Raw genomic sequence first — 23,967 nt, 5'->3', positions numbered from 1 at the left:
GGAGATCGAACGGCGGCCGGCCGGCGCAGGAGGTGTGCCCCGCCGTGGCTGCCCGAGTCGGGCTACTTCCGTTCCACCCGCACCTTGACGTCCCCGTCGTGCCCCGCGGCCATCACCTCGATGGTGAGGGCGTGGTGCGGGTCCTTGAAGGTCTCTCCCGGGGCGAAGGGGGCGTCGGAGAGTTCGGCGTGGACGTTGGGGCTGTGGGTGCAGCCGCCGCTGTCGGGGTGGGCGTCGTACACCGAGATGGGCCCGCGTCCGGTGTCGACGTTCGCGTCGACCTTGTAGATCAGGACGCCGGGGTGGCATACGTCCTCGTCGTTGCCGCCGTGGCTGCGCAGTTCGAGGGCGTAGCCGGTGTGCGCGGTGAGCGGGACGAAGATGAGTTTCTGGCCGCCGGTCCGGAACAGCGGGGTCAGCGTGTACTCCTTGGGGCCCTTGGCGGCCGCGCAGCTCACCTGGTCGGCGTCGAGCCAGCCCAGCTTCCACTTGTGCCAGCCGAGCAGGTCGTTGTTGGCGCCCCAGTCCTCGCTCATGATGTCCCAGTGGCCGACCGCGCCGCCGCCGTCCTGGGTGTAGAGGTCGGGCAGGCCGAAGACATGGCCGTTCTCGTGGGGGAGCACGCGGAAGCCGGTGTGCGGGTAGGAGCCGGAGCCGTCGTCCTGGCGGGAGTAGACGAAGGAGGCGTTGGCGACGGGGACACCGTCGGCGACGGGCGCCTCACCGTTGCCGGCGAAGGTCACGGAGAGCACCGTGTCCAGCGCGGAGGGGCCGGCGCCGGGGCTGACGAGCACGTTCAGCAGGTCGTACGACTTGAAGTCCACGGCGGGGTCGGCGGCGGCCACGATGTCCTGGACCAGTTGGCGGTAGCCGGGGTCGAAGGGGGCGCCGCGCTCTATGCCGTAGTCCGTGAACGGCTTCGGCATCCGCAGCCAGGTCGGTATGGGGGTCTCGGGGCGGTAGTCGAGACGGCCGTAGGACGCCGTGCGGAACCAGTCCTGGGTCTGCGGGAAGAACTCGCGGAAGCGGTCCAGGGCGTCGCCCTCGCCGGGCGCGTCGGGGAAGTCGACCATCAGGGTCAGTGCGCGGACGGTGCCGGTGGAGCGGGAGTAGCCGCCGGAGGTGGGGACGCCTTCCGTCATCTGGACTTCGTGGGCGCCGTTGATCAGGCAGGGGGCGAGAGCGGTCTTGCGGGCCAGGGCGGCGGCCGAGCCGGCGCCCGTGGCGGTGGCGCCGGAGGAGAGGCGACCGGTTCCGGCGGAGGTGCTGACCGCCAACGTCAGGACGGTCACGGACGCGAGAGCGGCTACACGCCGCGGGCGTATCCGACGGGCGATCGGCTGCGGCTGCATCATGGGCCTTTCGCTCCACGGCAGCCGCCGGTCACCGACTGCACCCTTGCGATCACCCTGTGCCGACCAAGCGCCTGGCGCGCGCTGGAGGAGACCGATCGTGGGTTTCTCAGCCGTAGAGATGTGAGTCAGGTCACAGGATTTCGTCGCGGGGGCGGGAAATAACTGGGGATCGTCTCCCCGTTTAAACCTGTGTCGGAGCGAAGGGGGGATCTTCCTGCGCTCGACGCTCGATCCACCTGATCCGCACGATCCGCACGATCTATCTGATCCACCTGATCTGTCTGATCTGCCTGTTCCATCCGATCCATGCGTGGTCGGTCGGCCCTGACCGGTCGCCGGCCCAGCTGGTTCGATCGCTCCGACCCGTCCGGCCGGTTCGATCGCTCCGGCCCGTCCGGCAGGACCGGTCGTTCCGACCGGCTCAAGACCATCCGAGGAGTACGCCGTGCAGACCGCGACCGCCGTGCAGCGCAAGGCATCCAGGCCCCGCGCCGACGCCCTGCGCAACCGGGAGCGGATCGTCGGCGCCGCCCGGGAGATGTTCGTCGAGCACGGGCCGGACGTGCCGCTCGACGACATCGCCCGCCGGGCCGGCGTCGGCAACGCCACGGTGTACCGCAACTTCCCCGACCGCGACGCCCTCGTGCGCGAGGTCGTCTGCTCCGTGATGGACCGTACGGCGCGGGCGGCCGAGGAGGCGCTCGCGGAGACGGGGGACGCCTTTGCGGCGTTGGAGCGGTTCGTGCACGCTGCCGCTGACGAGCGGATCAGCGCGCTGTGTCCGATGATCTCCAGCACCTTCGACCAGGACCATCCCGATCTGGAGGCCGCGCGGGAGCGTACCGAGCGCCTCATCACCGAGGTCATGGACCGTGCCAGGGTGGCCGGTCAGCTCCGGCCGGACGTCGGCGTCGGTGATGTGACGGTCGCCGTGGCCCAGCTGTCCCGGCCGCCGGCCGGGGTCGGCTGCCTCAGTGTGGATCGCTTCGTCCACCGTCACCTTCAGCTGTTCCTGGACGGGCTGCGGGCTCCGGCCCGCTCCGTCCTGCCGGGTACGGCGGCGACTCTGGAGGACCTGCGCCAGGTCTGACGCTCAGTTCCGGGCCGTAGCCCGGTCTTCACGTACACGCCCTTCGGCCGTCACTGGCGACGCGCCGCTCACCGTCGATCGCTTCGCCTCTGCCTACGGATCGGATCGAACATCTGTTCATCTATTCTTCGGCGGGCGCTCCTTCAATCACCCCTTCTTCGATCACTTCACCATCGATGACCTCTTCTTGGAACACATCGCCTTCGATCGCCTCCTCTTAGACCACGTCACCTTCGATCGCCTCTTCTTCGATCGCTCCACCTTCGATCGCTCCACCTTCGATCGCTTCGCTTTCGATCGCTTCGCTTTCGACCACATCGCCTTCGACCGCCTCGGCACCGCTTCCCGATCACTTCCTCCGTCACGACGTCCCGGCCTTCCCCGCTGAAGGTCATGAAGTCCCGAAGTCCCGAAATGGGTACCTCCATGTCTGAAACAGCCTCCAAGGCTCTCGGCGTCCCCGACGCCAACCGCTGGAAAGCGCTCGTCTTCATCGCGCTCGCCCAGCTGATGGTCGTCCTCGACGCCACCATCGTGAACATCGCCCTGCCCTCCGCCCAGACCGACCTGGGCATCTCCGACGCCAACCGGCAGTGGGTCGTCACGGCCTACGCGCTCGCCTTCGGCGGACTGCTCCTGTTCGGCGGCCGGATAGCCGACCTGTGGGGCCGCAAGCGCGCCTTCGTCCTGGGTCTGGCCGGTTTCGCCGCCGCCTCCGCGCTCGGCGGCGCGGCGACCACCGGCTCGATGATGTTCGGCGCCCGCGCCCTCCAGGGTGTCTTCGGCGCCCTGCTCGCCCCCGCCGCGCTGTCCCTGCTCGCCGTGATGTTCACGGACGCCCGGGAGCGCGCCAAGGCGTTCGGCATCTACGGCGCGATCGCCGGTGGCGGCGGTGCCGTCGGCCTGATCCTCGGCGGTGTGCTCACCGAGTACCTCGACTGGCGCTGGACCTTCTTCGTCAACGTCCCGTTCGCGATCGTCGCGGCGGCCGGCGCCTACTTCGTCATCCGTGAGCCGGAGGGCAGCCGCAACCGCTCCCCGCTCGACATCCCCGGCGTCATCCTGTCCACCCTGGGCCTGGTCTCACTGGTCTACGGCTTCACCCGCGCCGAGTCCGACGGCTGGGGCGACCCGATGACCATCGGGCTGTTCGTCGCGTCGGTGGTGCTGCTGCTGGCCTTCGTGGTCACCGAGACCAGGGTCAAGGCCCCGCTGCTGCCCCTGCGCGTGGTCACCGACCGCAACCGCGGCGGCGTCTACCTCTCGCTGGGTCTCGCGATCATCGCGATGTTCGGCACCTTCCTCTTCCTGACGTACTACCTCCAGGTCGTCAAGGGCTACTCGCCGATCCAGACCGGCTTCGCCTTCCTGCCGATGGTCGCGTGCATGATCACCGGCTCGACGCAGATCGGCGCCCGCCTGATGACCCGGGTCGCGCCCCGGCTGCTGATGGGCCCCGGCTTCCTGCTCGCCGCGGTGGGCATGCTGCTGCTGGCCCAGCTGGAGATCGGCTCGGCCTACGCCTCGCTGGTGCTGCCCGCGATGATGCTGCTCGGCCTCGGCATGGGCACGGCGTTCATGCCCGCCATGGCGCTGGCCACGCAGGGGGTCCAGCCGCGGGACGCCGGTGTCGCCTCCGCGATGGTCAACACCTCGCAGCAGGTGGGCGGCGCGATCGGTACGGCCCTGCTGAACACGATCGCCGCCTCCGCGACGACCTCGTACATCAAGGACCACATCGCGACCGCGGCCACCGGGCAGCAGCGGCAGCTGGTCCAGCTCCAGGCCATGGTGCACGGCTACAGCAGCGCCATCTGGTTCGCGGTCGGCATCCTCGTGGTCGCGGCGGCCATCGCCCTGACCCTCGTCAACGCCGGCCGGCCGGGCGGCGGCGCGGTGGCCTCCGGCGCGGGCGCCGACGACGAGCTGGCGGTGCCGGTGGTCGCCCACTGAGGTACCGGGGCGCCCGCTCGGCTCAGCGCAGCCAGGGCAGGTCGGCGCCCGCCTCGTTCGGCTGAAGGCCCTCGGCGACGATCTCCATGATCTCGCCGAGGGCCTTCTGCTGTTCCGGGGTCAGCCGCTCGAACAGCGCCTGGCGCACGGCGGCCACATGGCCCGGCGCGGTGTGCCGCAGCACCTCGTGGCCTTTCTCGGTCAGCACCGCGAACTGGCCGCGTTTGTCGGAGGGGCAGTCCTCGCGGCGTACCCAGCCGGTCTTCTCCAGGCGTGCGACGGCGTGCGAGAGCCGGGAGCGGGTGATCTTCACCTTCATGGCCAGCTCGGTCATCCGCAGCCGGTGGCCCGGGGCCTCGGCGAGCTGGACGAGCAGGCCGTAGTAGATGTGCGGCATGCCCGCATCGCGCTGCAACTGGCGGTCGAGGTGGTCCTCCAGCAACGTCGTGGCGTGCAGGTACGAGCGCCAGACGCGCTGCTCCTCGTCGGTGAGCCAGCGGTACTGCGAGGCGGAGCCGGATGCCGTGTCCATGGGTCCACTGTACGAGAGATCTCCTTGAAAGTTGAACAAGTTCCGCGTACGGTGTCCAAGAAAGCTTGAGCTTTAAAGTAGATGTCCGACCACGGGATCGGCCGCCCGGGACCGCCGGGCCGTCGGAGGGAGCCGCCGCCATGTCCGCCGCCGCACCGGAGCGCATGCCCGCCCTCTACCTGAGCCACGGCGCCCCACCGCTCGCCGACGACCCGGTCTGGCCCGGCCAACTGGCCGCCTGGTCCGCCGACCTGCCCCGGCCGAAGGCCGTCCTCATGGTCTCCGCCCACTGGGAGGAGGCGCCGCTCGCCCTCGGAGCCGTCCGGACCGTCCCCCTCGTCTACGACTTCTGGGGCTTCCCTGAGCGCTACTACCAGGTCACCTACGCGGCCCCCGGCGCCCCGGAACTGGCCGAGTCGGTGCGCAAGCTGCTGCGCGCCCCCGGCGCCCCGGTCCAGGACATCCCGGACCGCGGCCTCGACCACGGGGCGTACGTGCCCCTGGTGGAGATGTTCCCCGCGGCCGACATCCCCGTCCTTCAGATCTCCATGCCGACCCTCGACCCGGGGCGCCTGATGGAGATCGGACGCAAGCTGGCGCCGCTGCGCGACGAGGGCGTGCTGATCGTCGGATCAGGCTTCTTCACCCACAACCTGGCCGCGCTGCGCCACGCGGGAGGCGGCGTGCCGGCCTGGTCCGCCGAGTTCGACGACTGGGGCCGCCGCGCCCTGGAAACCCGCGACTGGGACGCCCTGCTCGACTTCCTCGACAAGGCCCCGGCCGGCCGGTACGCCCATCCGCGCACCGAGCACTTCGCCCCGCTGTTCGTCACCATGGGCGCGGCGGCGGGCGACGGCGGGCCGACCGCTCCGAAGCCGGTGATCGACGGGTTCTGGATGGGGATGGCGAAGCGGTCGGTGCAGTTCGGCTGACCGCCGCGGGGTGCCGCGGGGTGGCATGGGGTGCCGTGGGGTGCCGTGGGATGGATGCGGTGGGGCGCCGTGGGCGCGGGGCGAGGCGGGCGTGGTGGGCGTCGTGTTCGTGGTGGGCGTCGTGGGCGTCGTGGCTCACAGTTCCTTCTCGTACCAGGCCACATCCCAGTACCGCCCGAATTTGCGCCCCACCTCGCGGTACGTGCCTACGTAGCGGAATCCGAACCGCTCGTGCAGCCGCGTCGACCCGGCGTTCGGCTGGGTGATGCCCGCATAGGCGCGGTGCAGGTCCTCGCCGGACAAGGCCGTGAAGAGGGCCGTGTAGAGCAGCGTGCCGACGCCGCGGCGGACCGCGTGCGGTGCGACGTACACCGTGGTCTCCACGGTGGTGCCGTACGCGGGCTTCGGACGGTGAGGACTCGATGTGACGTAGCCAAGAATCTCCTGAGAGTCCGCCTCCACGGCAACCATCAGACGGTGCGGACCGTCTTCCGGGTGGGAGAGCAGCCAAGGGCGGCGCTCCTCCGGAGTGAAGATCTCGGTGTCGAACGTGATGGGCGTCTCGCGCACGTAGTGGTTGTAGAGATCGGTAAGGGCGTCGAGATCGCTCTCGACCCCCGGCCTGACCTGGACTTCTGTACGTTCCGACGGCATCCGGCCTCCCCTGTGGCCGCACAGGGTACTGCATGATCAGAAAAACTGGGGGGCGGGTTGGGAATTCTGTCCGGATTACAGTCGTTGTTTCCTTCGGATGCCGGGCACTCGACGAGAGTCTCAGGAGTTCTCGAAGTGCTGAGTGTCCGCAAGGAACACCCGCCAGCCCTCCCCTGAGGCCCGGCTCCGGCCGGACAGGGGGACCCCGATTCGAAAGGGAGCACGCATGGCAACCCGTGCCGTCGCCCGTCGTCAGTCCGCCCGTGGGGGTACCTCCCAGGCATTCGGCTCTGGGGGAGAGACGGCAGATTCGGCGAGCAGCGTCCGCGTCCGTGGCGGCGAGATCGCGGACCGCGATCTGGTCGGCATGTATCTCGACGAGATCGCGCGTACGCCACTGCTCGACGCCGCCAAGGAAGTCGAGCTGTCCCAGACCATAGAAGCGGGTGTGTTCGCGCAGCAAGTCCTCGACGGCGAGGAGGAGTCCCGCTCGGACGCCACCCGTGAGGAGCTGGAGGCCCTGGTGGCCGACGGAGAGCGGGCCAAGGACGTCTTCATCCGTTCCAACCTCCGCCTGGTCGTGGCCGTCGCCCGGCGCTATCCGCGCAGCGGCCTGCCCCTCCTCGACCTGATCCAGGAGGGCAACGCCGGCCTGGTGCGCGCGGTCGAGAAGTTCGACTACCGCAAGGGCTTCAAGTTCTCCACCTACGCAACCTGGTGGATCCGCCAGGCGATCACCCGCTCGATCGCGGACCAGTCCCGCACCATCCGCCTGCCCGTCCACCTCGTCGAGGAACTCGGCCGGATCCGACGAGTGCAGCGCGAGTTCAACCGGGAGAACGGCCGCGACCCCGAGCCCGCGGAGATCGCCGTGGAGCTGGGTTCCACGCCGGACCGCGTCACCGACGTGCTCGACTGGGCCCGCGACCCGGTCTCGCTGAACATGTCGGTGGACGACGAGGGCGAGACCCAGTTCGGCGACCTGCTGGAGGACACCTCGGCCGTCTCACCGGAGCAGTCCGTGCTCACGCTGCTGCGCAGCGAGGGCCTGGACGAACTGATCGGCCGCCTCGACGAGCGCACGGCCTCCATCATCAAGATGCGGTACGGCATCGAGGACGGCCGGGAGCGCACGCTCACCGAGGTCGGCAAGGAGCACGGCCTGACGCGCGAACGCATCCGCCAGATCGAGAAGCACGCGCTGCTCGAACTGAAGAAGCTGGCGCGCCAGACCGGTTTCGACGCCGCCGCGTGAGCGACGGGAGCCGACCGCACCTGACCGGTGCGAAGCTCCTGCGCGACAGGTGTGGTGCGAGTGCCGCCTCCCGCGTGCGCCGGGTGGCGCAAGAGAGTGCCGCCTCCCGCGTATGCCGGGTGGCGCAAGAGAATGCCGCCTCCCGCGTACGCCGGGTGGCGGAAGACCGCGCAAACATGGCTGTGTACCGTCGCTTCAACTCCCCGGCCCCCGGGAACAAACCCTCAGGGCCCAGGAGTTGGAGTTCGGGGGCCCAGGACCGCGACCCCGCGGCCGCACAGGTTCCCCAGGACCACGTCCCGACGCACTCCCCCCCGGCGCCGGGACCTTCCCAAAGCCGGGCTTCGGCGCCTATCCCCCCCGGGCGCCGGAGCCCGGCTGCTTTTTGCGCTCCTGGCCGGCCCGAGTCCTTCGGCCGGCCCGCGTTACGCGGTCGGCCCGTCCCTCGGTGGGCCCGCGTTCATCGGCGGGCCCGGTCTCTTCGGCGCCCGCGGCCTTCGGTGGGCCCGGGTCTCTTCGGCGGGCCCGCAGCCTTCGGAGGGGCGTACGGCTCTTTCGCCGCGTGGGTTCTCGGTAGGCCGCACGGTGGGCCACCCCGTACCTGAACCCCGGGGTGGCCCACCGGACGGCAGATTTTGCCACATGGGCACAACCTGCTGACGTGACCACCCCAATTTCCAGCGCCCGCATCTCTGACCAGGCATTTTCCATCCTGCGGCGCGTTTCCGCAGCCTCCCTGACCGACGTGGCGCAAGGCGGAGACCCGTCGGGAGATCGCCCGCACGGCGGCCCGCCTCCTCCCGCGCAGTGTGTCTGTTTCGGATGCTGTGGGTGATTCACGGCACCTGCGAGATAGGTCACGGTCCGAGGTGTAAGTTCCGATCCGTGGTGTCTACTGGGGCGCATGCCTGACTACCTCTCCATCCTCGCCGCGCTGGGTGCGAGCCTGCTGGTCCTGGTGGCGGTCGCCTGGGCAGTCGTGCTGCTGCTTCTGCTGCGCGGGAGCCGCTCCGGGAGTGCCGCCGGTCGAGCGGGCCGTACGCTGTCCGGCCTCCCGCGCCAACGTCAGGAGGCTCCCCACGTGGAGTCCGTCGAACTGACCCCGGCGGAACAGGACGCGTTCGCCGGTCTGGTGCGGCAACTCGGCCGGCGTTAGCCGCCGAGTACCAACATCAGCCGCAGCCGGGCGCGCACGTCAGCAGCCGGTGGCCCTTTGATGACGGTCGGCGGTCGGCGGTCGGGGACGTCGGCCGTCGGTGAGCGGCGCGTACGTCGGCAATCGGTGGCTGCTGGCGGCGGTCGGCGGGCGGGGACGTCAGCCCTCGGTGGCTGCCGGTGGCGGTCGGTGGGCGGGGACGTCGGCCGTCGGCGGTCGCCGTCGGTGGTCGCTGGCGGCGGTCGGTGGGCGGGTGCGTCGGCCGCGGCCGGGTACGGGCGTCAGGAGCGGGCGGTGCGGGGCTCGGGCGTCTCCTCAGGGCTGGTGCGCCGCCCTGCGCTCCATGGCGGCCCGTGCCGCGTCCTCCGTGCCGTACACCTCGCACATGTGCCGGCCGTCCGGCGTCGCCGTGTGCTCGACCTCCCACAGGGAGTGTTCGCTGCCGTCGCGCAACAGGAACGCGTGCTCGTAGAGCGAGATGCCGACCACCGGCCGGCCGGTCCGCTCCGGCCGCCCGAACGCCTGCGTGATCTGGTGCGCGAACGCCGTCGCGAGCAGCGCGGCCGTCTCCGCGTCGGGGCGGTCCGCGTTCTCCGCGCGCCGCAGCAGCCGGCGGGCGTGGTCCGCGGAGTCGTCCGGGGCATAGGCGTGGCGTGGCGCGGGGGCAGGTGGCAGCTGTACCTGCACCGGCAGCTCGAAGTCCGGGCTCTCGGGCGGCAGCGGCAGCCGGGCGGTGGCGGCGCGCAGTGCCTCCTCGTCTGCGTAGACCTCGTGCGCCGGTTCGCTGCCGGGGGAGGTGTTGTGCACCAGCTCCCAGAGCGTGATCGCGCGGCCGTCGGTGAGCAGCCAGGTGTGCCGGTACGTCTCGCGGTGCAGGCCGGCGCTGTGGTGGGCGGAGTGCAGGGAACTGTCGTGCGCCAGCGCGCAGTCCAGTTGCAGTATTGCCTCGTCGGGCAGCTCGAAGGAGTTCAGGGCGCGGCCGAGGAGTCGCGCGAGGTGCTCCTCCGGAGACTCGGGCGACTCGGCTGGGTCGTACGCTGCTGTCTCGTACGGAACGCTCAAGGTTTCTCCCGGCGTTGCTGCATGTCACCTTGTGGGTGCATACCGTAGCCCCTCGATCGGACATCATGTCCGGGAACCGAGAAAACGTACGCCGGGAAAACGCGCGGGCCGTACGGAGAAGTTCCCGTACGGCCCGATGTCCCGTCAAAGGCCGCCGGTCAGGCGGCAGTTCGCCACTCAGACCGCGCTACCGGCGACCCACTCGTTCCACGGCAGGTTCCAGCCGTTGAGGCCGTTGTCCGGAGCCACGGTGGTGTCCGGCGAGTTCTTGACGATCACCACGTCGCCGATGAGAGAGTTGTCGTAGAACCACTTGGCGGTCGTGTCCCCCTGCGCGCCCTGCACGTCGGCGAGCCCCACGCAGCCGTGACTCGTGCCCTCCTGACCGAAGGGCGGATTGGACTTGCTGTACCAGTAGTTGCCGTGGACGAACGTCCCCGACGTGGTCAGTCGCATCGCGTGCGGCACGTCCGGGATGTCGTACTCACCGCCGAAGCCGACCGTCGAGCCGTTCATCCGCGTCTGGACGAACTTCTCGGAGATCACCATCTGCCCGTTGTACGTCGTGTGCTCCGGGCTGCCCGCCGAGATCGGCACCGACTTGAGGGTCGTGCCGTCCCGCACCACCGTCATGGTCTGCGTGTTGACGTCGACCGTGGACACCTGCGAGCGCCCGACGGTGAACGTCACGGACTTCTTCTGCACCCCGTAGACGCCGTTCGCACCCTCGACGCCGTCCAGGTCGATGTTCACGGTGACCCGCGAGCCGGCCTTCCAGTACTCCTGCGGCCGGAAGTCGAGCCGCTGCGTGCCGAACCAGTGCCCCACCACCTGCTGCCCGCTGTCGGAGTTGACCGTGATGTGCGACTGCACGGCCTTCTTGTCGCTGATGGCCTTGTCGAAGGTGAACGACACCGGCATGCCGACGCCGACCGTGGTGCCGCCGTCCGGCGTGTACGTCCCGATGAAACTGTTCGCCGTGCTGACGGTGGTGAAGGCGGAATTCGCCGCGGCCGTACGCCCGTCGGTGTCCTTCGCGGTCGCCGCTATCTCGTACTTGGTCCCGCGCTCCAGCTGCTCCTTCGGCTTCCAGCTGGCGCCGTCCGCCGACACCGTGCCCGGCACGGCCTGCCCCGACCCCGCGACGGTCATCTTGACGTCGGTCAGCTTGCCGTCGCTCACCTTCACACCGGTGCTGTTGATGGACGCGCCCGTCGAACCGTCCTTCGCCGAGATCGCGATCTTCGCCACGGACGTCGTGGGGGAGTCGCCGCCCTTGCCGTCGTTGATCGTGGTGCCGGCGTTGCCGCCACACGCGGTCAGGGTCAGGGCGCCGACCAACAGGGCGGCACTGGCCCCCAGTACGCGCCGCGCTGCGATGTTCGGCGTAGTCACGGGCTGCTCCAGGTTTGTGTGGTGTGGGTGATCCGCTTCTGTACGTGAGGTGAGAGGCACCCGCGCCCGGTGAAGTTCGCGTCGTCGGCTCATGAATACATGCACGTGACAGAACCGCGACAATCCGAGCCGCGACCGGCCGGGGGGTGGGATCAGCGGGGGGTGGGATCAGTCGGGGGTGGGACCAGTGCGGGGGTGGGACCAGTGCGGGGTGAGACAAGGCTGGGCCCCACCCCCTCCTCCCCCCTCCCCCTCCCCCTCCTCCTCCCTCCCCGCCCCACTCCGCCCCCACGGTCGCCCCCCGCCGCTACGAAGCGCCGTACAACTCCTCGTACGACGGCCACGCTCCGCCGGGTCCGGCCACCGGCTCTGCAGCCCGTACGGCTCGTACGATCGCCCGTGTCACGGCGTCCGCGCCGGCCGCCAGGATCTCGTTGAGCGCGAGCGGGTTCCCGGTGTCGAGCGGGCGTTCACCCGTGGCCAGCGCGAACACCGTGTCGCCGTCGTTGAGCAGGTGCACCGGCCGTACGGCGCGCGCGATGCCGTCGTGGGCGGTGCCGGCCACCTTCTGCGCCTGGGCCTTCGAGAGGTCCGCGTCGGTGGCGACCACGGCCAGCGTGGTGTTGAGCGGCGGAGTCTGGTTCCGCGCGGCCGCGTCGGCCAGGCGCCGGCCCGCCGCCTCGTGGACGCGCGCCTCCGGATAGGTCACCGGCCCCTGGAACAACTCCCCGTACAACACACCCGTCCGCGGATCCAGCGCCGATCCCGCGGCGTTGGCGACCACCAGCGCGGCCACCGTGATGCCGGAGCCGAGGACCGTGCTCGCGGTGCCGATCCCACCCTTGAGCTGTCCCACCACCGCGCCCGTACCGGCGCCCACGCATCCCTCGGGCACCGGCGAGCCGGGGGTGTTCGCCGCGGCGGCCTCGACCGCCGCCCGCCCGGTGGCCGCGTCCGGGCGGGCCCGGAAGTCACCGCCCCGTCCTAGGTCGAAGACACAGGCGGCCGGCACCACCGGCACGACGTGCGCGGGATCCGCCCCGACCCGCACCCCGCGTCCCCGCTCCTCCAGCCAGGCCATCACCCCGGAGGCGGCGTCCAGCCCGTACGCGCTGCCGCCGGTGAGCACGATCGCCTCGACCTTGCTTACCAGGTTGCGCGGGTCCAGGGCATCGGTCTCCTTGGTGCCGGGCCCGCCGCCGCGCACGTCCACGGCGGCCACGGCCCCGCCCTCAGGCGCGAGGACGACCGTGGTACCGGTGAGCAGTCCTTCGCCGGTGCGGGTCGCGTGCCCCACCCGAAGCCCGGCGACGTCCGTCAATGCGTCAACTGTCATGACGGCCAGTCTCTCCCGGAGCGGCTGCGACGAGGCCGGCCGGAAGAGTGTCAGGCGGTAGGTGTGGCGGGTCTCGTCTCCTTCCCGTGCGCCGCCCTCCCTGCCGTCAGTGCGATCCCGATCGCCACCGCCAGCGCGGTCACGATGCCCGTCGCCAGTACCGCCCAGTGGCCCAGGAAGGTGCAGCAGATCACCAGCAGCGCCGCGAGCGGCAGCACCACCTGCTGGGCGGTGCCGACCTTGAAGTGGCGTGAGTGCAGGATCCACACCGTCAGCAGGTAGAGCGCCGTGGGCAGGGTGACGGCCGCCGAGGCGGCCAGGACCGAGATGTGCGAGGTGCCCACGGACTGCTCGACCACCACTTCGAGTCCGGCGCCGATCGCGGCCGCCGAGGCGAAGACCAGGTAGTGGCCGTACCCCCACAGGAACGACTGTCTGTTGGAACGCAGATGTCCGTGGATGGGCACCGCGAAGTAGATCCACCAGGCCGAGAAGACGATCAGCAGGCCGCCGGCCGCGATCGGCAGCAGCGTGTCGAGCGCGTCGTGCTCGGACACCGCGGACTTCACGGCGACCGTGGCCGCGGCGATCGTCTCGCCGAGCACGATGATCGTGAACAGCCCGTACCGCTCAGCGATGTGGTGCGGATGCCAGGCGGTGGTGTGGTGCCGCTCCGCGAACACCGGCACGCAGATCTCCGCGATCGCCATCACCAGGAACACCCAGGGGCGCGCGTGCGGAGGCAGGACCACCAGCCCGGCCCAGCCGATCTGGACCAGCAGGACTCCGGCCGCGTACCGCACCGCCGTGGTCCGTTCCGGGCCCTCGGCGGTTCTCGCGGCCCGCAGCCACTGGGTGGCCATCGCCACCCGCATGATCACGTAGCCGAGCCAGACCGCCATGTAGTCGTGCTTCTCGAACGCCTGGGAGATCCCCGCGGCCAGGACCAGGACACCGGCGATCTGGACGAGGGTGATCAGTCGGTACAGCACGTCGTCGTTGTCGTACGCCGACGCGAACCAGGAGAAGTTCATCCAGGCCCACCAGATGGCGAAGAACAGCATCGCGTAGTTCAGGATGCCGTTGCCCGCGTGTCCCTCGGCCACGGCGTGCACCAACTCGGCGCCCGCCTGTGCCACGGCCACGACGAAACACAGATCGAAGAAGAGTTCGAGCGGTGTGGCGACCCGGTGCGGCTCGCCGCGTTCGCGTGCGGTGAGTCTGCGCAGGGGGCGGGGTGGATGCGGCGTGCCCGCGGAGGCGGGTGTCGGAGCGGGACTCGGCGTCATGCCTCTCAGCACAGCAGAAATCCCGGCGAAAGGCTTGTGAATGAGTTCACGAATTCTGGAGTGGGTCTCGGTCCGAAGGAACGGCCAGGTCGGACGGCGTCCGAACCCCTCCCGGTGGCGCACTCGGCGCCGGGCGGCGGTCCCGGGGCCGTACCCTAGGGGCATGACCACCGCCCCCGAGCCGCGCGACCCCAGGGCCGCGCTCGTCTTCGACGATCCGCTCGACCAGCAGTCCTCGGACGACACGGACCGCGGTTGGGGCGAGGCCGACGACGGCGACTCCGCCGCCGGCCTGAAGCGCTTCCTCGACGAGAAGCCGCCCCACCACCTCTGAAGCGGACCCCGGGCGGCCGCTACCGCTCGTCGTGGCCCGAACCGCGCTGCGCCACCAGCGCGTTGCGGATCTCCTTGAGCACCTCCAGCTCGGTCACCTCGATGACCTCCGGGGTGGCCTCCGTCCCCTTCTCCTGGTCCTTCCTGCGAGCCTCCAGCCGGGCCAGGTACTTCGCCATGGGCAGCACCATCAGGAAGTAGACCACCGCCGCGGTGATCACGAAGCTCAGTGTGGCGCCGAGGACCGAGCCCCACATCAGCTGGATGCCCTGGTCGCCCTCGCACGACGAGCTGAGGCACGAACTGTAGTGGTCGAGGTTCTGGGTGCCGACCGCTCCGACCAGCGGGTTGATGATGCCCTTCACCACCGCGTTGACGATGTTCGTGAAGGCGGCGCCGATGACCACCGCGACCGCCAGGTCGACGACATTGCCGCGCATCAGGAAGGCTTTGAAGCCTTGCCAGATGCTCGGTTCCTGCTTCTCGCTCACCTCGGGGACTCTCCTCGTGCGCACAGGGTGTGGAACGAAACGCTCCGCAACCTACGGCACCATGCAGCCATCCTGTCCAATTCCTTCCCTCTAACGAGGGACTTGACAGCGTGTCGTCAAGATAAGGTCCCGGCCGGTTCAGCACAGCGTCACCGCCAGTCGCGCCGTCGCGCTCGCCCCCACGAGCCGCGTCGCCGTGGCGCGCGGCACCGACAGCACGACGAGCGCCCCGCCCTCCACGGCACCGTCGAGCGGCTCCGGCAGCCGCGTCACCCGCGCCCCGCGTGCGACCACCTCGGCGGAACCGCCCGTCGCGGGATCCTGCGCGGCGATGACGTCGACCCGGTCCCCGGGGCGCAGCAGCCGGACGGTGGCGGCGTCGGCGATCCGGACCGCTGCGGTCACCGCCTCGACCGCCGTGCCCGCGCCCGGCCGCCGTGCGGGCTCGATCGCGGGATGGCCGCGGGCCCGCTCGGGGCGGTGGGGATCCGTCGCGGCCCGCGGTCCGGTCGCCAGGAGCGCGGCGGCGGTGACGGCGAGCCCGGCCGTCAGGGCACGCCCGCGATGCCGTACGAGCCGTTGCAACCCGTACCGTCCGCCGCGCACCCGCACCGGCGCGAACTGTGGGATCTCGCACGTGGCGGGGGCGTCGGTGCCGAGCGGGCGCGGCTCGGGAGCGGGACGGGGAGGCGGGAGCACGGGCGGCGGAAAGGAGGGATGTGGTGAGGGGGCGGCTGGAGGTGGGGAGGAGAAGGAAGGGGGCCAAGGTGTGGCCAGAGAGGGCTGCTGCCGACGGGGGGAGGCCCGCTGCGGGGGAGCGGCGGAGTGGTGTGGGGGAGGGGCGGAGTGGTGTGGGGGAGGGGCGGAGTGGTGTGGGGTCCGGAAGGCCGGCCGCGGGGCGTCCGGCCAGGGATCGGGCGGCTGGGCGGAGCAGAAGGACGGTCCGGAGGAAGGCCGGGGCGGGACGGACCGGTGAGGAGCGGGCTCGGGAGGAACGGATGAGGGGGGAGCGGATGAGGGAGGGACGGACATGAGGTCACCACCTGCGTGCGGAATCGGGTTGCGATCCCACGATGACGCCTCACGCCGACACTCGCCGAAGCCGGTGGACCACGGCCGGACTGTGGACAACTCGCCCGCCCGAACGGGGAATTCCGCCACAGGCTCCACAGCGCCACGGCGCCAAGGCAGCACATCACCACAACACCACGCACCACAGCGCCAAGGCACGGCAGTACCGATACCGTGGCGCTACGGCCCCAACGCCCTACGGCCCCAACGCCCTACGGCAGCTCGAACCCGGGGTCCATCCCGCCGAGCGCGCCGGCGCACAGGCAGTCCCGTGCCGCGCTGTCCGGCAGCGCCGCCACCACGTCGAACAGCACACCCCGCAACCGGTCCACATTGGCGGCGAACACCTGCAGCACCTCGTCGTGGGAGACCCCGTCGCCGGTCTCCGCGCCCGCGTCGAGATCGGTGACCAGCGTCAACGACGTATAGCACAGCTCCAGTTCACGGGCGAGCGCCGCCTCCGGGTGGCCGGTCATGCCCACCACCGACCAGCCCCGCGCCTGGTGCCACAGCGACTCGGCGCGGGTGGAGAACCGCGGTCCCTCCACCACGACCAGCGTGCCGCCGTCCACCGGTTCCCAGTCCTGGCCGCGTGCCGCCTTCAGCGCGGCGCTCCGGCCGACGGGGCAGTAGGGGTCGGCCAGGGACACGTGCACCACGTTCGGCACGGTCCCGTCGGGCAGCGGCAGCCCGTCGAAATACGTCTGTGCCCGCGACTTCGTGCGGTCCACCATCTGGTCCGGGACGAGCAGCGTGCCGGGCCCGTACTCGGGCCGCAGGCCGCCCACCGCGCAGGGGCCGAGGACCTGGCGGACGCCCACCGACCGCAGGGCCCAGAGATTGGCCCGGTAGTTGATGCGGTGGGGCGGCAGATGGTGGCCACGGCCGTGCCGGGGCAGGAAGGCGACCCGCCGCCCCGCGACCTCGCCCAGGAAGAGGGAGTCGCTGGGAGCGCCGTAAGGGGTGTCCACCTGGAGCTCGGTCACGTCGTCGAGGAACGAGTAGAAGCCCGAGCCGCCTATTACGCCGATCTCTGCGTTCGCCATGACGAGCACACTAGCCGCGCGGAAAACGTCGGGAAAGCGGAGGCCGGAGAGGACGCCGAAGACCCCACCGTCGGGTGACGGCAGGGTCTCAGGAGGAGGAGTCTCAGGCGGCTGAGCTGCCGCTGGAGCTCGACGACGAGGAAGACGAGGTCGAAGACGTCGAGGACGTCGAGGACGACGAAGAAGAGGACGTCGAGGACGACGCCGACGAAGACTTCGTGTCGGAGGAAGAGGAACCCGACGACGCGCCGGACCCGGCGGCCTTCGAGGCCGGGCTGCTGCCCGAAGAGGAGCCGCGGCTGTCGTTCCGGTAGAAACCGGAGCCCTTGAAGACAATGCCGACTGCGGAGAACACCTTCTTCAGGCGGCCACCGCAAGCGGGGCACTCGGTGAGGGACTCGTCGGTGAACTTCTGCACCGCCTCAAGGCCCTCGCCGCACTCGGTGCACTGGTACTGGTAGGTGGGCACTGTCTTCCTCCTGGCACTCTCACTCGATGAGTGCTAACGACGGTCCATAGTGTCGTATTCCCGGGGATCAGTCCACCGCGACCGGCGCTCGGTGACCGACGCCACGTGTGACGGTCCGGGCCCGGGGCGGGCCGGCCAGCCGTGAACGCAGTGCCAGCAGGGTTGCCAGGGCGAGCAGGGTACCCGCCATCGGCACCAGGAATCCGGCGCAATCCCACGCGCGGTCCTCCAGCTGACCGGCGACGGTGACCGCGGCCGCCTGGCCCAGGGCGACCGCCCCGGTCAGCCAGGTGAACGCCTCGGTGCGCGCGCCGGCCGCGACCAGGTCGCCGACCAGGGTGTAGCCGGTGATCAGGGCGGGCGCGATGCAGATGCCGACCAGGAGGCCGAGCCCGGCGAGGAGCGGCACGGAGTGGGCGGTCCACAGGGACGACGCGGTCAGCGCGAGCGCCGCGTAGCCGATCACCAGGCGGCGTCGTGGTGCCACCTTCCAGGTGATCGCGCCGCACACGATGCCGGAGAGCATGTTGCCCGCCGCGAACGTCCCGTACAGGACGCCGTTCAGGCCGGGCCGGCCGATCGACTCGCTGAACGCGGCCAGCGAGACCTGCATGCCGCCGAACACGGAACCGATGCCCAGGAACGCCACGGCCAGGACCCGTACACCGGGGACGCGCAGCGCGGACGCCTGCCGCACGCGCGCGTGGCCGCGCTCGGCCACGGGCGGCTGGGTGCTCCGGCGCGCGGCGAACAGCAGGCCGCCGAGCAGCGTCAGCGCGGCCTCCGTGACGAGTCCGGCGGCCGGGGCCACCGCGGTGCACAGGGCCGTCGCCAGCAGCGGGCCGACGACGAAGGTCAGCTCGTCCGTGACGGACTCGAAGGCCGCCGCGGTGGCCGTCAGCGGGGAGCCCTGGAGCCGCGCGCTCCAGCGGGTGCGCACCATGGGGCCGATCTGCGGCACCGAGGCGCCGGTCGGCACGGCCGCTGCCAGCAGTGCCCACAGGGGTGCGTGCGACAGTGCGAGGGCCGTCAGCGACAGGCCCGACAGCGTGTGCACGAGGACGCCGGGGATCAGCACCGCGTGCTGGCCGTAGCGGTCGGCGAGGCGTCCGCTGTAAGGGGCGAACAGTGCCATGGAGACGCCGGTGACGGCCGCCGCGGCGCCCGCGGCACCGTAGGAGCCGGTGGTGTGCTGCACGAGCAGCACGATGGAGATGGTGAGCATCGCGAACGGCTGGCGTGCCGCGAAGCCGGGGAGCAGGAACGCCCATACGCCGCGAGTGCGCAGCAGTTGCCCGTATCCGGGGCGGGCCGGTGCCGCCGGGTTCTCCGACGGCTCGGTGGTGACCGTGGACGCCACGGCCGTGCCTTTCTGCCGCCTGGTAGCGCGATCCCTTGCCGGGCCCGTACGCCTCAGGAGCACGCTCCTTCGGTCCACACGCCTCACGGGGGCGCCGAGAGCTGTCCTCTTGCGCGGAACTGCGGTAGATACCGGCGTCACCGCTCAGGGCGTCCGGCCGCCATACGGTCGCGCCAGCTCTGCGTCAGACAGAGTTGGTTCGATCAGGGGTTCCTTCATCGTACAGGGTCCAGAACGTCGTACGGCTGTGAATCCGCGCACCAACGGGTGCGTTCGCCTGGGATCGACGGGAGACGCCGACCGTATGAAACGCGCCACGCGAGACGACAAGAAACGCGGTACGCGAGATGAACGACAAGAAACGCGTCACACGAGATGACATGAAAGGCGGCACGCGAGATGACATGAAAGGCGTCACGTGAAAATGCGGCCCCACGCGCGCGTGGCCGTCCTGAGTTGCCCCCACGCGCGCGTGGCCGTCCGGAGCCGCCCCACACGCGCGTGCCCGGTCGGCGCTCGCAGGTCCGCAGGCCCGCGTGCCCGTCCCCGGCCCGGAGCCGGGGGCCGCTCAGCGCCCCGTCCCCGCGCCGCCCGTGCCCAGCCAGCCGGCCAGCTTGCCGCCCTGGGCGACCGCCCGCAGCCGCTGTTCGGCGGCGTCCCGGACGGGATCGGTGGTGACCACGAGGAGTTCGTCCCCGCGCCGCAGCACGGTCGTCGGCGTCGGGACGAACGATTTTCCGTCCCGTACGACCAGGGTGACCCCGGCGCCGGCGGGCAGGCGCAGCTCGCCCACCTCGACGCCGTGCATCCGTGAGCCCTCCGGGATCGCGAAGGACAGCAGATGGCCGCGCAGCCGCTCCAGGGGGGCCGATTCGATCCCGAGGTCGGCCGCCTCCGCCCCGTCGCCGAGCTTCAGCAGACGTGCGAGCCAGGGCAGCGTCGGCCCCTGGACCAGGGTGAAGACGACGACCAGGACGAAGACGATGTTGAAGATGTGACGGCTGCCGGTGACGCCGTTCACCATGGGGATCGTCGCCAGGATGATGGGCACGGCGCCGCGCAGCCCGGCCCAGGACATCAGGGCCTGCTCCTGCCACGGCACCCGGAACGGCACCAGGCTGAGCAGCACGCTCAGCGGGCGCGCGACCAGGGTCAGCGCCAGGCCGATGACCAGGGCCGGCCAGAAGTCGCTGCCCAGGGTGTGCGGCGAGACCAGCAGGCCGAGCAGGACGAACATGCCGATCTGGGCGATCCAGCCGACTCCTTCGGCGAAGCCGCGCGTGGCGGGCCAGTGCGGCAGCTTGGCGTTGCCGAGCAGCATCGCGGCCAGGTAGACCGCGAGGAAGCCGCTGCCGTGCGCGAGCGCGCCGGCCGCGTAGGCGGTGACGGCGATGGCCAGCACGGCGATCGGGTAGAGGCCGGAGGCGGGCAGCGCCACGTGTCTGAGGCCCCAGGCGCCGAGCCAGCCGACCGCGAGCCCGATGGCCGCGCCGATGGCGAGCTCCAGGAGTATTTCGCCCAGCAGCACGTACCAGTGCGCGACCGGTCCCGCGGTGGAGAAGGCGACGACCAGGATGACCACCGGGGCGTCGTTGAAGCCCGATTCCGCTTCCAGCGTGCCCGTCACGCGCGCGGGCAGCGGGAGTCTGCGCAGCACCGAGAAGACCGCCGCCGCGTCCGTGGAGGACACCACCGCACCGATGATGAGCGCCTGCCGCCAGTCCAGCCCGACCAGGTAGTGCGCGGCCGACGCCGTCACCCCGACGCTCACCGCGACGCCGAACAGCGCCAGCGTGGAGGCCGCGGGCAGCGAGGGTTTGATCTCTTTCCACTTCGTGCCCAGGCCGCCCTCGGCCAGGATCACGACCAGGGCCGCGTACCCGATGATCTGGGTCAGTTCGGTGTCGCTGAACTGGATCTTCGCGATGCCGTCCTGGCCCATGAGGACGCCGATCCCCAGGTAGACGAGCAGGCTCGGCAGCCCGCTGCGCGAGGAGATCCGCACCGCCGCCACGGCGACGAGCAGCACGAGGGAGCAGACGAGCAGGAGCTGGTTGAGGTGGTCGACAGTCAGCAGCGCATCCCTTCACCGGTTCGCGCGCGGGGGGCGCGACGCTCACGTACACACAGTCGAGGCTGCGGCACGCCGCACCCAACTACTTCATTACCTTACCTAACTCTTGACGCTTTCTTGACGCGGGGGGAGGCAAGATCGAACGCGCGTCCGTGCTGGTTCCCCGGTCCGGGTCAAGGGCCACAGGTTCCTGCGCCTATGGTTGCTCCAGCGCTCATTCAAAGTCACAGCCCGACCTGCCGCTCGCGTTAGGACAGCAAGGACAGCGATGCCCCCGAACACCACCGCCACCGTGGGTGCCCAGCCCGGCAAATCAGGCAGGAAGGCGGGTGCCCGGCCGGGCAGGTCAGGCAGGAAAAAGGGGCGCAGACTCCGATTGCTCGTGTTCGTCGTCGTCCTTGCCATAGTCGGCGGCGTCGCCTACGGCTCGTACTGGTCGGTCAGCACCGTGCGCGCGTCCTTCCCGCAGACCACGGGCTCGATCAAGCTCGACGGACTGTCCGGGCCGGTCGAGGTGAAGCGGGACGGCTACGGCGTGCCGCAGATCTACGCCTCCTCCGACGAGGACCTGTTCATGGCGCAGGGCTACGTCCAGGCGCAGGACCGGTTCTACGAGATGGATGTGCGCCGCCACATGACCTCCGGGCGGCTGTCCGAGATGTTCGGCAAGAGCCAGGTCAAGAACGACGAGTTCCTGCGGACCCTGGGCTGGGACCGGATCGCGCAGCAGGAGTACGACACCAAGCTGTCGGACTCGACGAAGAAGTACCTCCAGGCGTACTCCAAGGGTGTCAACGCCTACCTCCAGGGCAAGGACGGCAAGGACATCTCCCTGGAGTACGCGGCGCTCGGGTTCACCAACGACTACAAGCCCGGACAGTGGACCCCGGTCGACTCGATCGCGTGGCTCAAGGCGATGGCCTGGGACCTGCGCGGCAACATGCAGGACGAGATCGACCGCGCCCTGATGACCACCCGCCTCGGCCCGCAGCAGATCAAGGACCTCTACCCGGAGTACCCCTACAGCCGCAACAAGACGATCGTCCAGGAAGGCCAGTACGACGATCTGACCAAGGCGTTCGAGCAGAGCGGCGGCACGGGCGGCACACAGGGCACGACGGGCACGTCCGGCTCCTCGGGCACCTCCGGCTCCGGAGCGGGCCTCACGAGCCAGCTCTCGGGCCTCTACGGCGTCCTGGACAACCTCCCCACGGCCGTCGGCGTGAACGGGCAGGGCATCGGCTCCAACGCCTGGGTCGTCGCCGGGAAGTACACGATCACCGGCAAGCCGCTGCTCGCCAACGATCCGCACCTGGAGGCGTCGCTGCCGTCGGTCTGGTACCAGATGGGCCTGCACTGCCGCACCGTCTCCGCCAAGTGCCAGTACGACGTCACCGGTTACACCTTCGCCGGCATGCCCGGCGTGGTCATCGGCCACAACGGCGACATCGCCTGGGGCATGACCAACTCCGGTGTCGACGTCACCGACCTCTACCTGGAGAAGCTGACCGGCGACGGCTATCTGTACGACGACAAGGTCAGGCCCTTCACCAGCCGCGAGGAGACCATCAAGGTCGCCGGCGGCAAGTCCAAGACGATCGTCGTGCGCCAGACCGCCGACGGCATGCCGCTGCTGTCCGACCGCGACGACGAACTCGTCAAGGTGGGCAAGTCGGCCGCCGTCGACACCGCTGCGCCGGACCGCGGCGACGGCTACGGCATCGCCCTGAAGTGGACGGCCCTGGAGCCGGGCACCACCATGGACGCCGTCTTCGCCCTCGACAAGGCGGCGGACTGGGGCGAGTTCCGGGACGCCGCCGCCCTGTTCGACGTGCCCTCGCAGAACCTGGTCTACGCCGACACCCGGGACAACATCGGCTACACGCTGCCCGGAAAGATCCCCACGCGCGCGAAGGGCGACGACGGGTCCGTCCCGGCACCGGGCTGGGACTCGAAGTACGCCTGGACCGGCTACATCAAGCAGGACGAACTGCCCTACGAGTACAACCCCTCGCGCGGCTACATCGTCACCGCCAACCAGGCCGTCGTCGACCCGGACAAGTACCCGTACACGCTCACCACCGACTGGGGATACGGCGCCCGCAGTCAGCGGATCACCGATCTGATCGAGTCCAAGATCAAGAACGGTGGCAAGATCTCGACCGACGACATGCGCCAGATGCAGCTCGACAACAGCAGCGAGATCGCCAAGCTGCTCGTGCCCACGCTGCTGAAGATCCACGTGGACGACAAGGACGTCCGCCAGGCGCAGCAGTTGCTGGAGGGCTGGGACTACACCCAGGACGCCGACTCCGCGGCGGCGGCGTACTTCAATGCGGTCTGGCGCAACGTCCTCAAGCTCGCCTTCGGCGACAAGCTGCCCAAGGAACTGCGGGTCAAGGGCCAGTGCCTGTGGGTCGACAAGGTCGACAGCACCGGTCCGGTGGACGACGACACCAAGGTGCGCGAGTGCGGCCAGCGCGCCGCCGACCAGGCGCAGCCGGACGGCGGCGACCGCTGGTTCGAGGTGGTCCGCACCCTCATGGACAAGCCGGACAGCGACTGGTGGAAGACACCGGCCTCCAAGACGGGCAGCCGCCCGGCGGCCGACAACCGCGACGAGCTGTTCAGGCGCGCCATGATCGACGCCCGCTGGGAGCTGACCGCCAAGCTCGGCAAGGACATCGACACCTGGAGCTGGGGCCGGCTGCACCGGCTGTTCCTGAAGAACCAGACCCTGGGCACGGACGGCCCCGGCATCCTTCAGTACGCCCTCAACCGCGGCCCGTGGGAGCTGAGCGGCGGCGAGGGGACGGTCGACGCGACCGGCTGGAACGCGGCCGGCGGTTACGGCGTCGTGTGGGTGCCGTCCATGCGGATGGTGGTCAACCTGGACGACCTCGACAAATCCAAGTGGATCAACCTCACGGGAGCCTCCGGCCACGCCTACAGCGCCCATTACACCGACCAGACCGGCACATGGGCCAAGGGCGAGCTGCTGCCCTGGTCGTACTCCGGCAAGGCGGTCGACAAGAGCACGAGCGACACCCTGGTGCTCAATCCGTGATCGGCTGACGGCTGATGGGGAAGGGCCCCGCTCACGCGCGCGTGAGC

21 protein-coding genes are annotated in these 23,967 nt (G+C 70.4%); 8 read left to right on the top strand and 13 right to left on the bottom strand.

Annotated elements, in window-relative coordinates:
- Positions 1 to 62: 62 nt before the first annotated feature.
- Positions 63 to 1,352, bottom strand: coding sequence for a M6 family metalloprotease domain-containing protein (locus tag ACFC09_RS32810; protein ID WP_376534337.1), 1,290 nt, complete (start codon positions 1,350 to 1,352; stop codon positions 63 to 65).
- 448 nt (positions 1,353 to 1,800) lie between these two features.
- On the opposite strand from ACFC09_RS32810, the gene ACFC09_RS32805 reads away from it, so the two are divergent.
- The 3 genes from ACFC09_RS32805 to ACFC09_RS32795 all read left to right on the top strand — a co-directional run bounded on the left by ACFC09_RS32805 (position 1,801) and on the right by ACFC09_RS32795 (position 4,398).
- A complete protein-coding gene (locus ACFC09_RS32805) occupies positions 1,801 to 2,445 on the top strand; it encodes a TetR/AcrR family transcriptional regulator (protein WP_376534247.1) in 645 nt (214 codons plus the stop codon).
- Between the two features lie 187 nt (positions 2,446 to 2,632).
- Entirely contained in the window at positions 2,633 to 2,833 is a 201-nt protein-coding gene (locus ACFC09_RS32800) for a hypothetical protein (protein WP_376534245.1), read from the top strand.
- Between the two features lie 38 nt (positions 2,834 to 2,871).
- Entirely contained in the window at positions 2,872 to 4,398 is a 1,527-nt protein-coding gene (locus ACFC09_RS32795) for an MFS transporter (RefSeq protein ID WP_376534244.1), read from the top strand.
- Positions 4,399 to 4,420: 22 nt separating this feature from the next.
- Here ACFC09_RS32795 and ACFC09_RS32790 read toward each other — a convergent pair whose 3' ends face one another.
- On the bottom strand, positions 4,421 to 4,930 hold the full coding sequence (locus ACFC09_RS32790; RefSeq protein WP_376534242.1) for a MarR family winged helix-turn-helix transcriptional regulator: 510 nt from the start codon (positions 4,928 to 4,930) through the stop codon (positions 4,421 to 4,423).
- A gap of 140 nt (positions 4,931 to 5,070) precedes the next feature.
- On the opposite strand from ACFC09_RS32790, the gene ACFC09_RS32785 reads away from it, so the two are divergent.
- Positions 5,071 to 5,862, top strand: a complete 792-nt coding sequence (locus ACFC09_RS32785; protein ID WP_376534240.1) for a dioxygenase — start codon at positions 5,071 to 5,073, stop codon at positions 5,860 to 5,862.
- A gap of 135 nt (positions 5,863 to 5,997) precedes the next feature.
- Here the strand turns inward: ACFC09_RS32785 and ACFC09_RS32780 are convergent, their stop codons facing one another.
- Entirely contained in the window at positions 5,998 to 6,516 is a 519-nt protein-coding gene (locus tag ACFC09_RS32780; RefSeq protein WP_376534238.1) for a GNAT family N-acetyltransferase, read from the bottom strand.
- A 226-nt stretch (positions 6,517 to 6,742) separates the two neighbouring features.
- Between ACFC09_RS32780 and ACFC09_RS32775 the strand changes: the two genes are divergently transcribed.
- Together ACFC09_RS32775 and ACFC09_RS32770 are read left to right on the top strand one after the other, a co-directional pair.
- Positions 6,743 to 7,771: an RNA polymerase sigma factor RpoD/SigA gene (locus ACFC09_RS32775; protein WP_376534236.1), complete on the top strand. Its 1,029-nt coding sequence runs from the start codon at positions 6,743 to 6,745 to the stop codon at positions 7,769 to 7,771.
- Between the two features lie 904 nt (positions 7,772 to 8,675).
- A complete protein-coding gene (locus tag ACFC09_RS32770; protein WP_376534234.1) occupies positions 8,676 to 8,927 on the top strand; it encodes a hypothetical protein in 252 nt (83 codons plus the stop codon).
- A gap of 315 nt (positions 8,928 to 9,242) precedes the next feature.
- On the opposite strand, the gene ACFC09_RS32765 is transcribed toward ACFC09_RS32770, so the two are convergent.
- From ACFC09_RS32765 to ACFC09_RS32750, 4 genes are all read right to left on the bottom strand, one after another.
- Complete coding sequence (locus ACFC09_RS32765) at positions 9,243 to 9,989, bottom strand: DUF6227 family protein (RefSeq protein WP_376534232.1); 747 nt, start codon at positions 9,987 to 9,989, stop codon at positions 9,243 to 9,245.
- A 177-nt stretch (positions 9,990 to 10,166) separates the two neighbouring features.
- On the bottom strand, positions 10,167 to 11,384 hold the full coding sequence (locus ACFC09_RS32760; protein WP_376534230.1) for an Ig-like domain-containing protein: 1,218 nt from the start codon (positions 11,382 to 11,384) through the stop codon (positions 10,167 to 10,169).
- A gap of 307 nt (positions 11,385 to 11,691) precedes the next feature.
- Entirely contained in the window at positions 11,692 to 12,720 is a 1,029-nt protein-coding gene (locus ACFC09_RS32755) for a P1 family peptidase (RefSeq protein ID WP_376534229.1), read from the bottom strand.
- Between the two features lie 50 nt (positions 12,721 to 12,770).
- Positions 12,771 to 14,009: a low temperature requirement protein A gene (locus ACFC09_RS32750; protein ID WP_376534227.1), complete on the bottom strand. Its 1,239-nt coding sequence runs from the start codon at positions 14,007 to 14,009 to the stop codon at positions 12,771 to 12,773.
- A 163-nt stretch (positions 14,010 to 14,172) separates the two neighbouring features.
- Between ACFC09_RS32750 and ACFC09_RS32745 the strand changes: the two genes are divergently transcribed.
- Positions 14,173 to 14,343, top strand: a complete 171-nt coding sequence (locus ACFC09_RS32745) for a hypothetical protein (RefSeq protein ID WP_376534225.1) — start codon at positions 14,173 to 14,175, stop codon at positions 14,341 to 14,343.
- 19 nt (positions 14,344 to 14,362) lie between these two features.
- Here the strand turns inward: ACFC09_RS32745 and mscL are convergent, their stop codons facing one another.
- The 6 genes from mscL to ACFC09_RS32715 all read right to left on the bottom strand — a co-directional run bounded on the left by mscL (position 14,363) and on the right by ACFC09_RS32715 (position 20,808).
- Positions 14,363 to 14,833 carry a large conductance mechanosensitive channel protein MscL gene (gene mscL, locus ACFC09_RS32740; RefSeq protein WP_376534223.1) on the bottom strand — a complete coding sequence of 157 codons (471 nt, stop codon included), beginning with the start codon at positions 14,831 to 14,833 and terminating at the stop codon, positions 14,363 to 14,365.
- Between the two features lie 138 nt (positions 14,834 to 14,971).
- Entirely contained in the window at positions 14,972 to 15,532 is a 561-nt protein-coding gene (locus ACFC09_RS32735; RefSeq protein WP_376534221.1) for a hypothetical protein, read from the bottom strand.
- 584 nt (positions 15,533 to 16,116) lie between these two features.
- The gene (locus ACFC09_RS32730; protein WP_376534219.1) at positions 16,117 to 16,950 is read right to left on the bottom strand and encodes an S-methyl-5'-thioadenosine phosphorylase; all 834 of its coding nucleotides are present in this window, start codon (positions 16,948 to 16,950) and stop codon (positions 16,117 to 16,119) included.
- Positions 16,951 to 17,053: 103 nt separating this feature from the next.
- Complete coding sequence (locus tag ACFC09_RS32725) at positions 17,054 to 17,419, bottom strand: FmdB family zinc ribbon protein (RefSeq protein WP_376534217.1); 366 nt, start codon at positions 17,417 to 17,419, stop codon at positions 17,054 to 17,056.
- A 67-nt stretch (positions 17,420 to 17,486) separates the two neighbouring features.
- On the bottom strand, positions 17,487 to 18,779 hold the full coding sequence (locus ACFC09_RS32720) for an MFS transporter (protein ID WP_376534216.1): 1,293 nt from the start codon (positions 18,777 to 18,779) through the stop codon (positions 17,487 to 17,489).
- A 568-nt stretch (positions 18,780 to 19,347) separates the two neighbouring features.
- On the bottom strand, positions 19,348 to 20,808 hold the full coding sequence (locus ACFC09_RS32715) for a potassium/proton antiporter (protein ID WP_376534214.1): 1,461 nt from the start codon (positions 20,806 to 20,808) through the stop codon (positions 19,348 to 19,350).
- Between the two features lie 313 nt (positions 20,809 to 21,121).
- On the opposite strand from ACFC09_RS32715, the gene ACFC09_RS32710 reads away from it, so the two are divergent.
- Positions 21,122 to 23,920 (top strand): penicillin acylase family protein, encoded by a 2,799-nt coding sequence (locus ACFC09_RS32710; protein ID WP_376534212.1) that lies wholly within the window; start codon positions 21,122 to 21,124, stop codon positions 23,918 to 23,920.
- The last annotated feature ends 47 nt before the right edge of the window (positions 23,921 to 23,967 follow it).

The organism is Streptomyces sp. NPDC056161, assembly GCF_042268025.1.
Taxonomy (GTDB): domain Bacteria; phylum Actinomycetota; class Actinomycetes; order Streptomycetales; family Streptomycetaceae; genus Streptomyces.
Note: the sequence above shows the minus strand (reverse complement) of the source record. Positions and strands in the feature narration are given on the sequence as shown.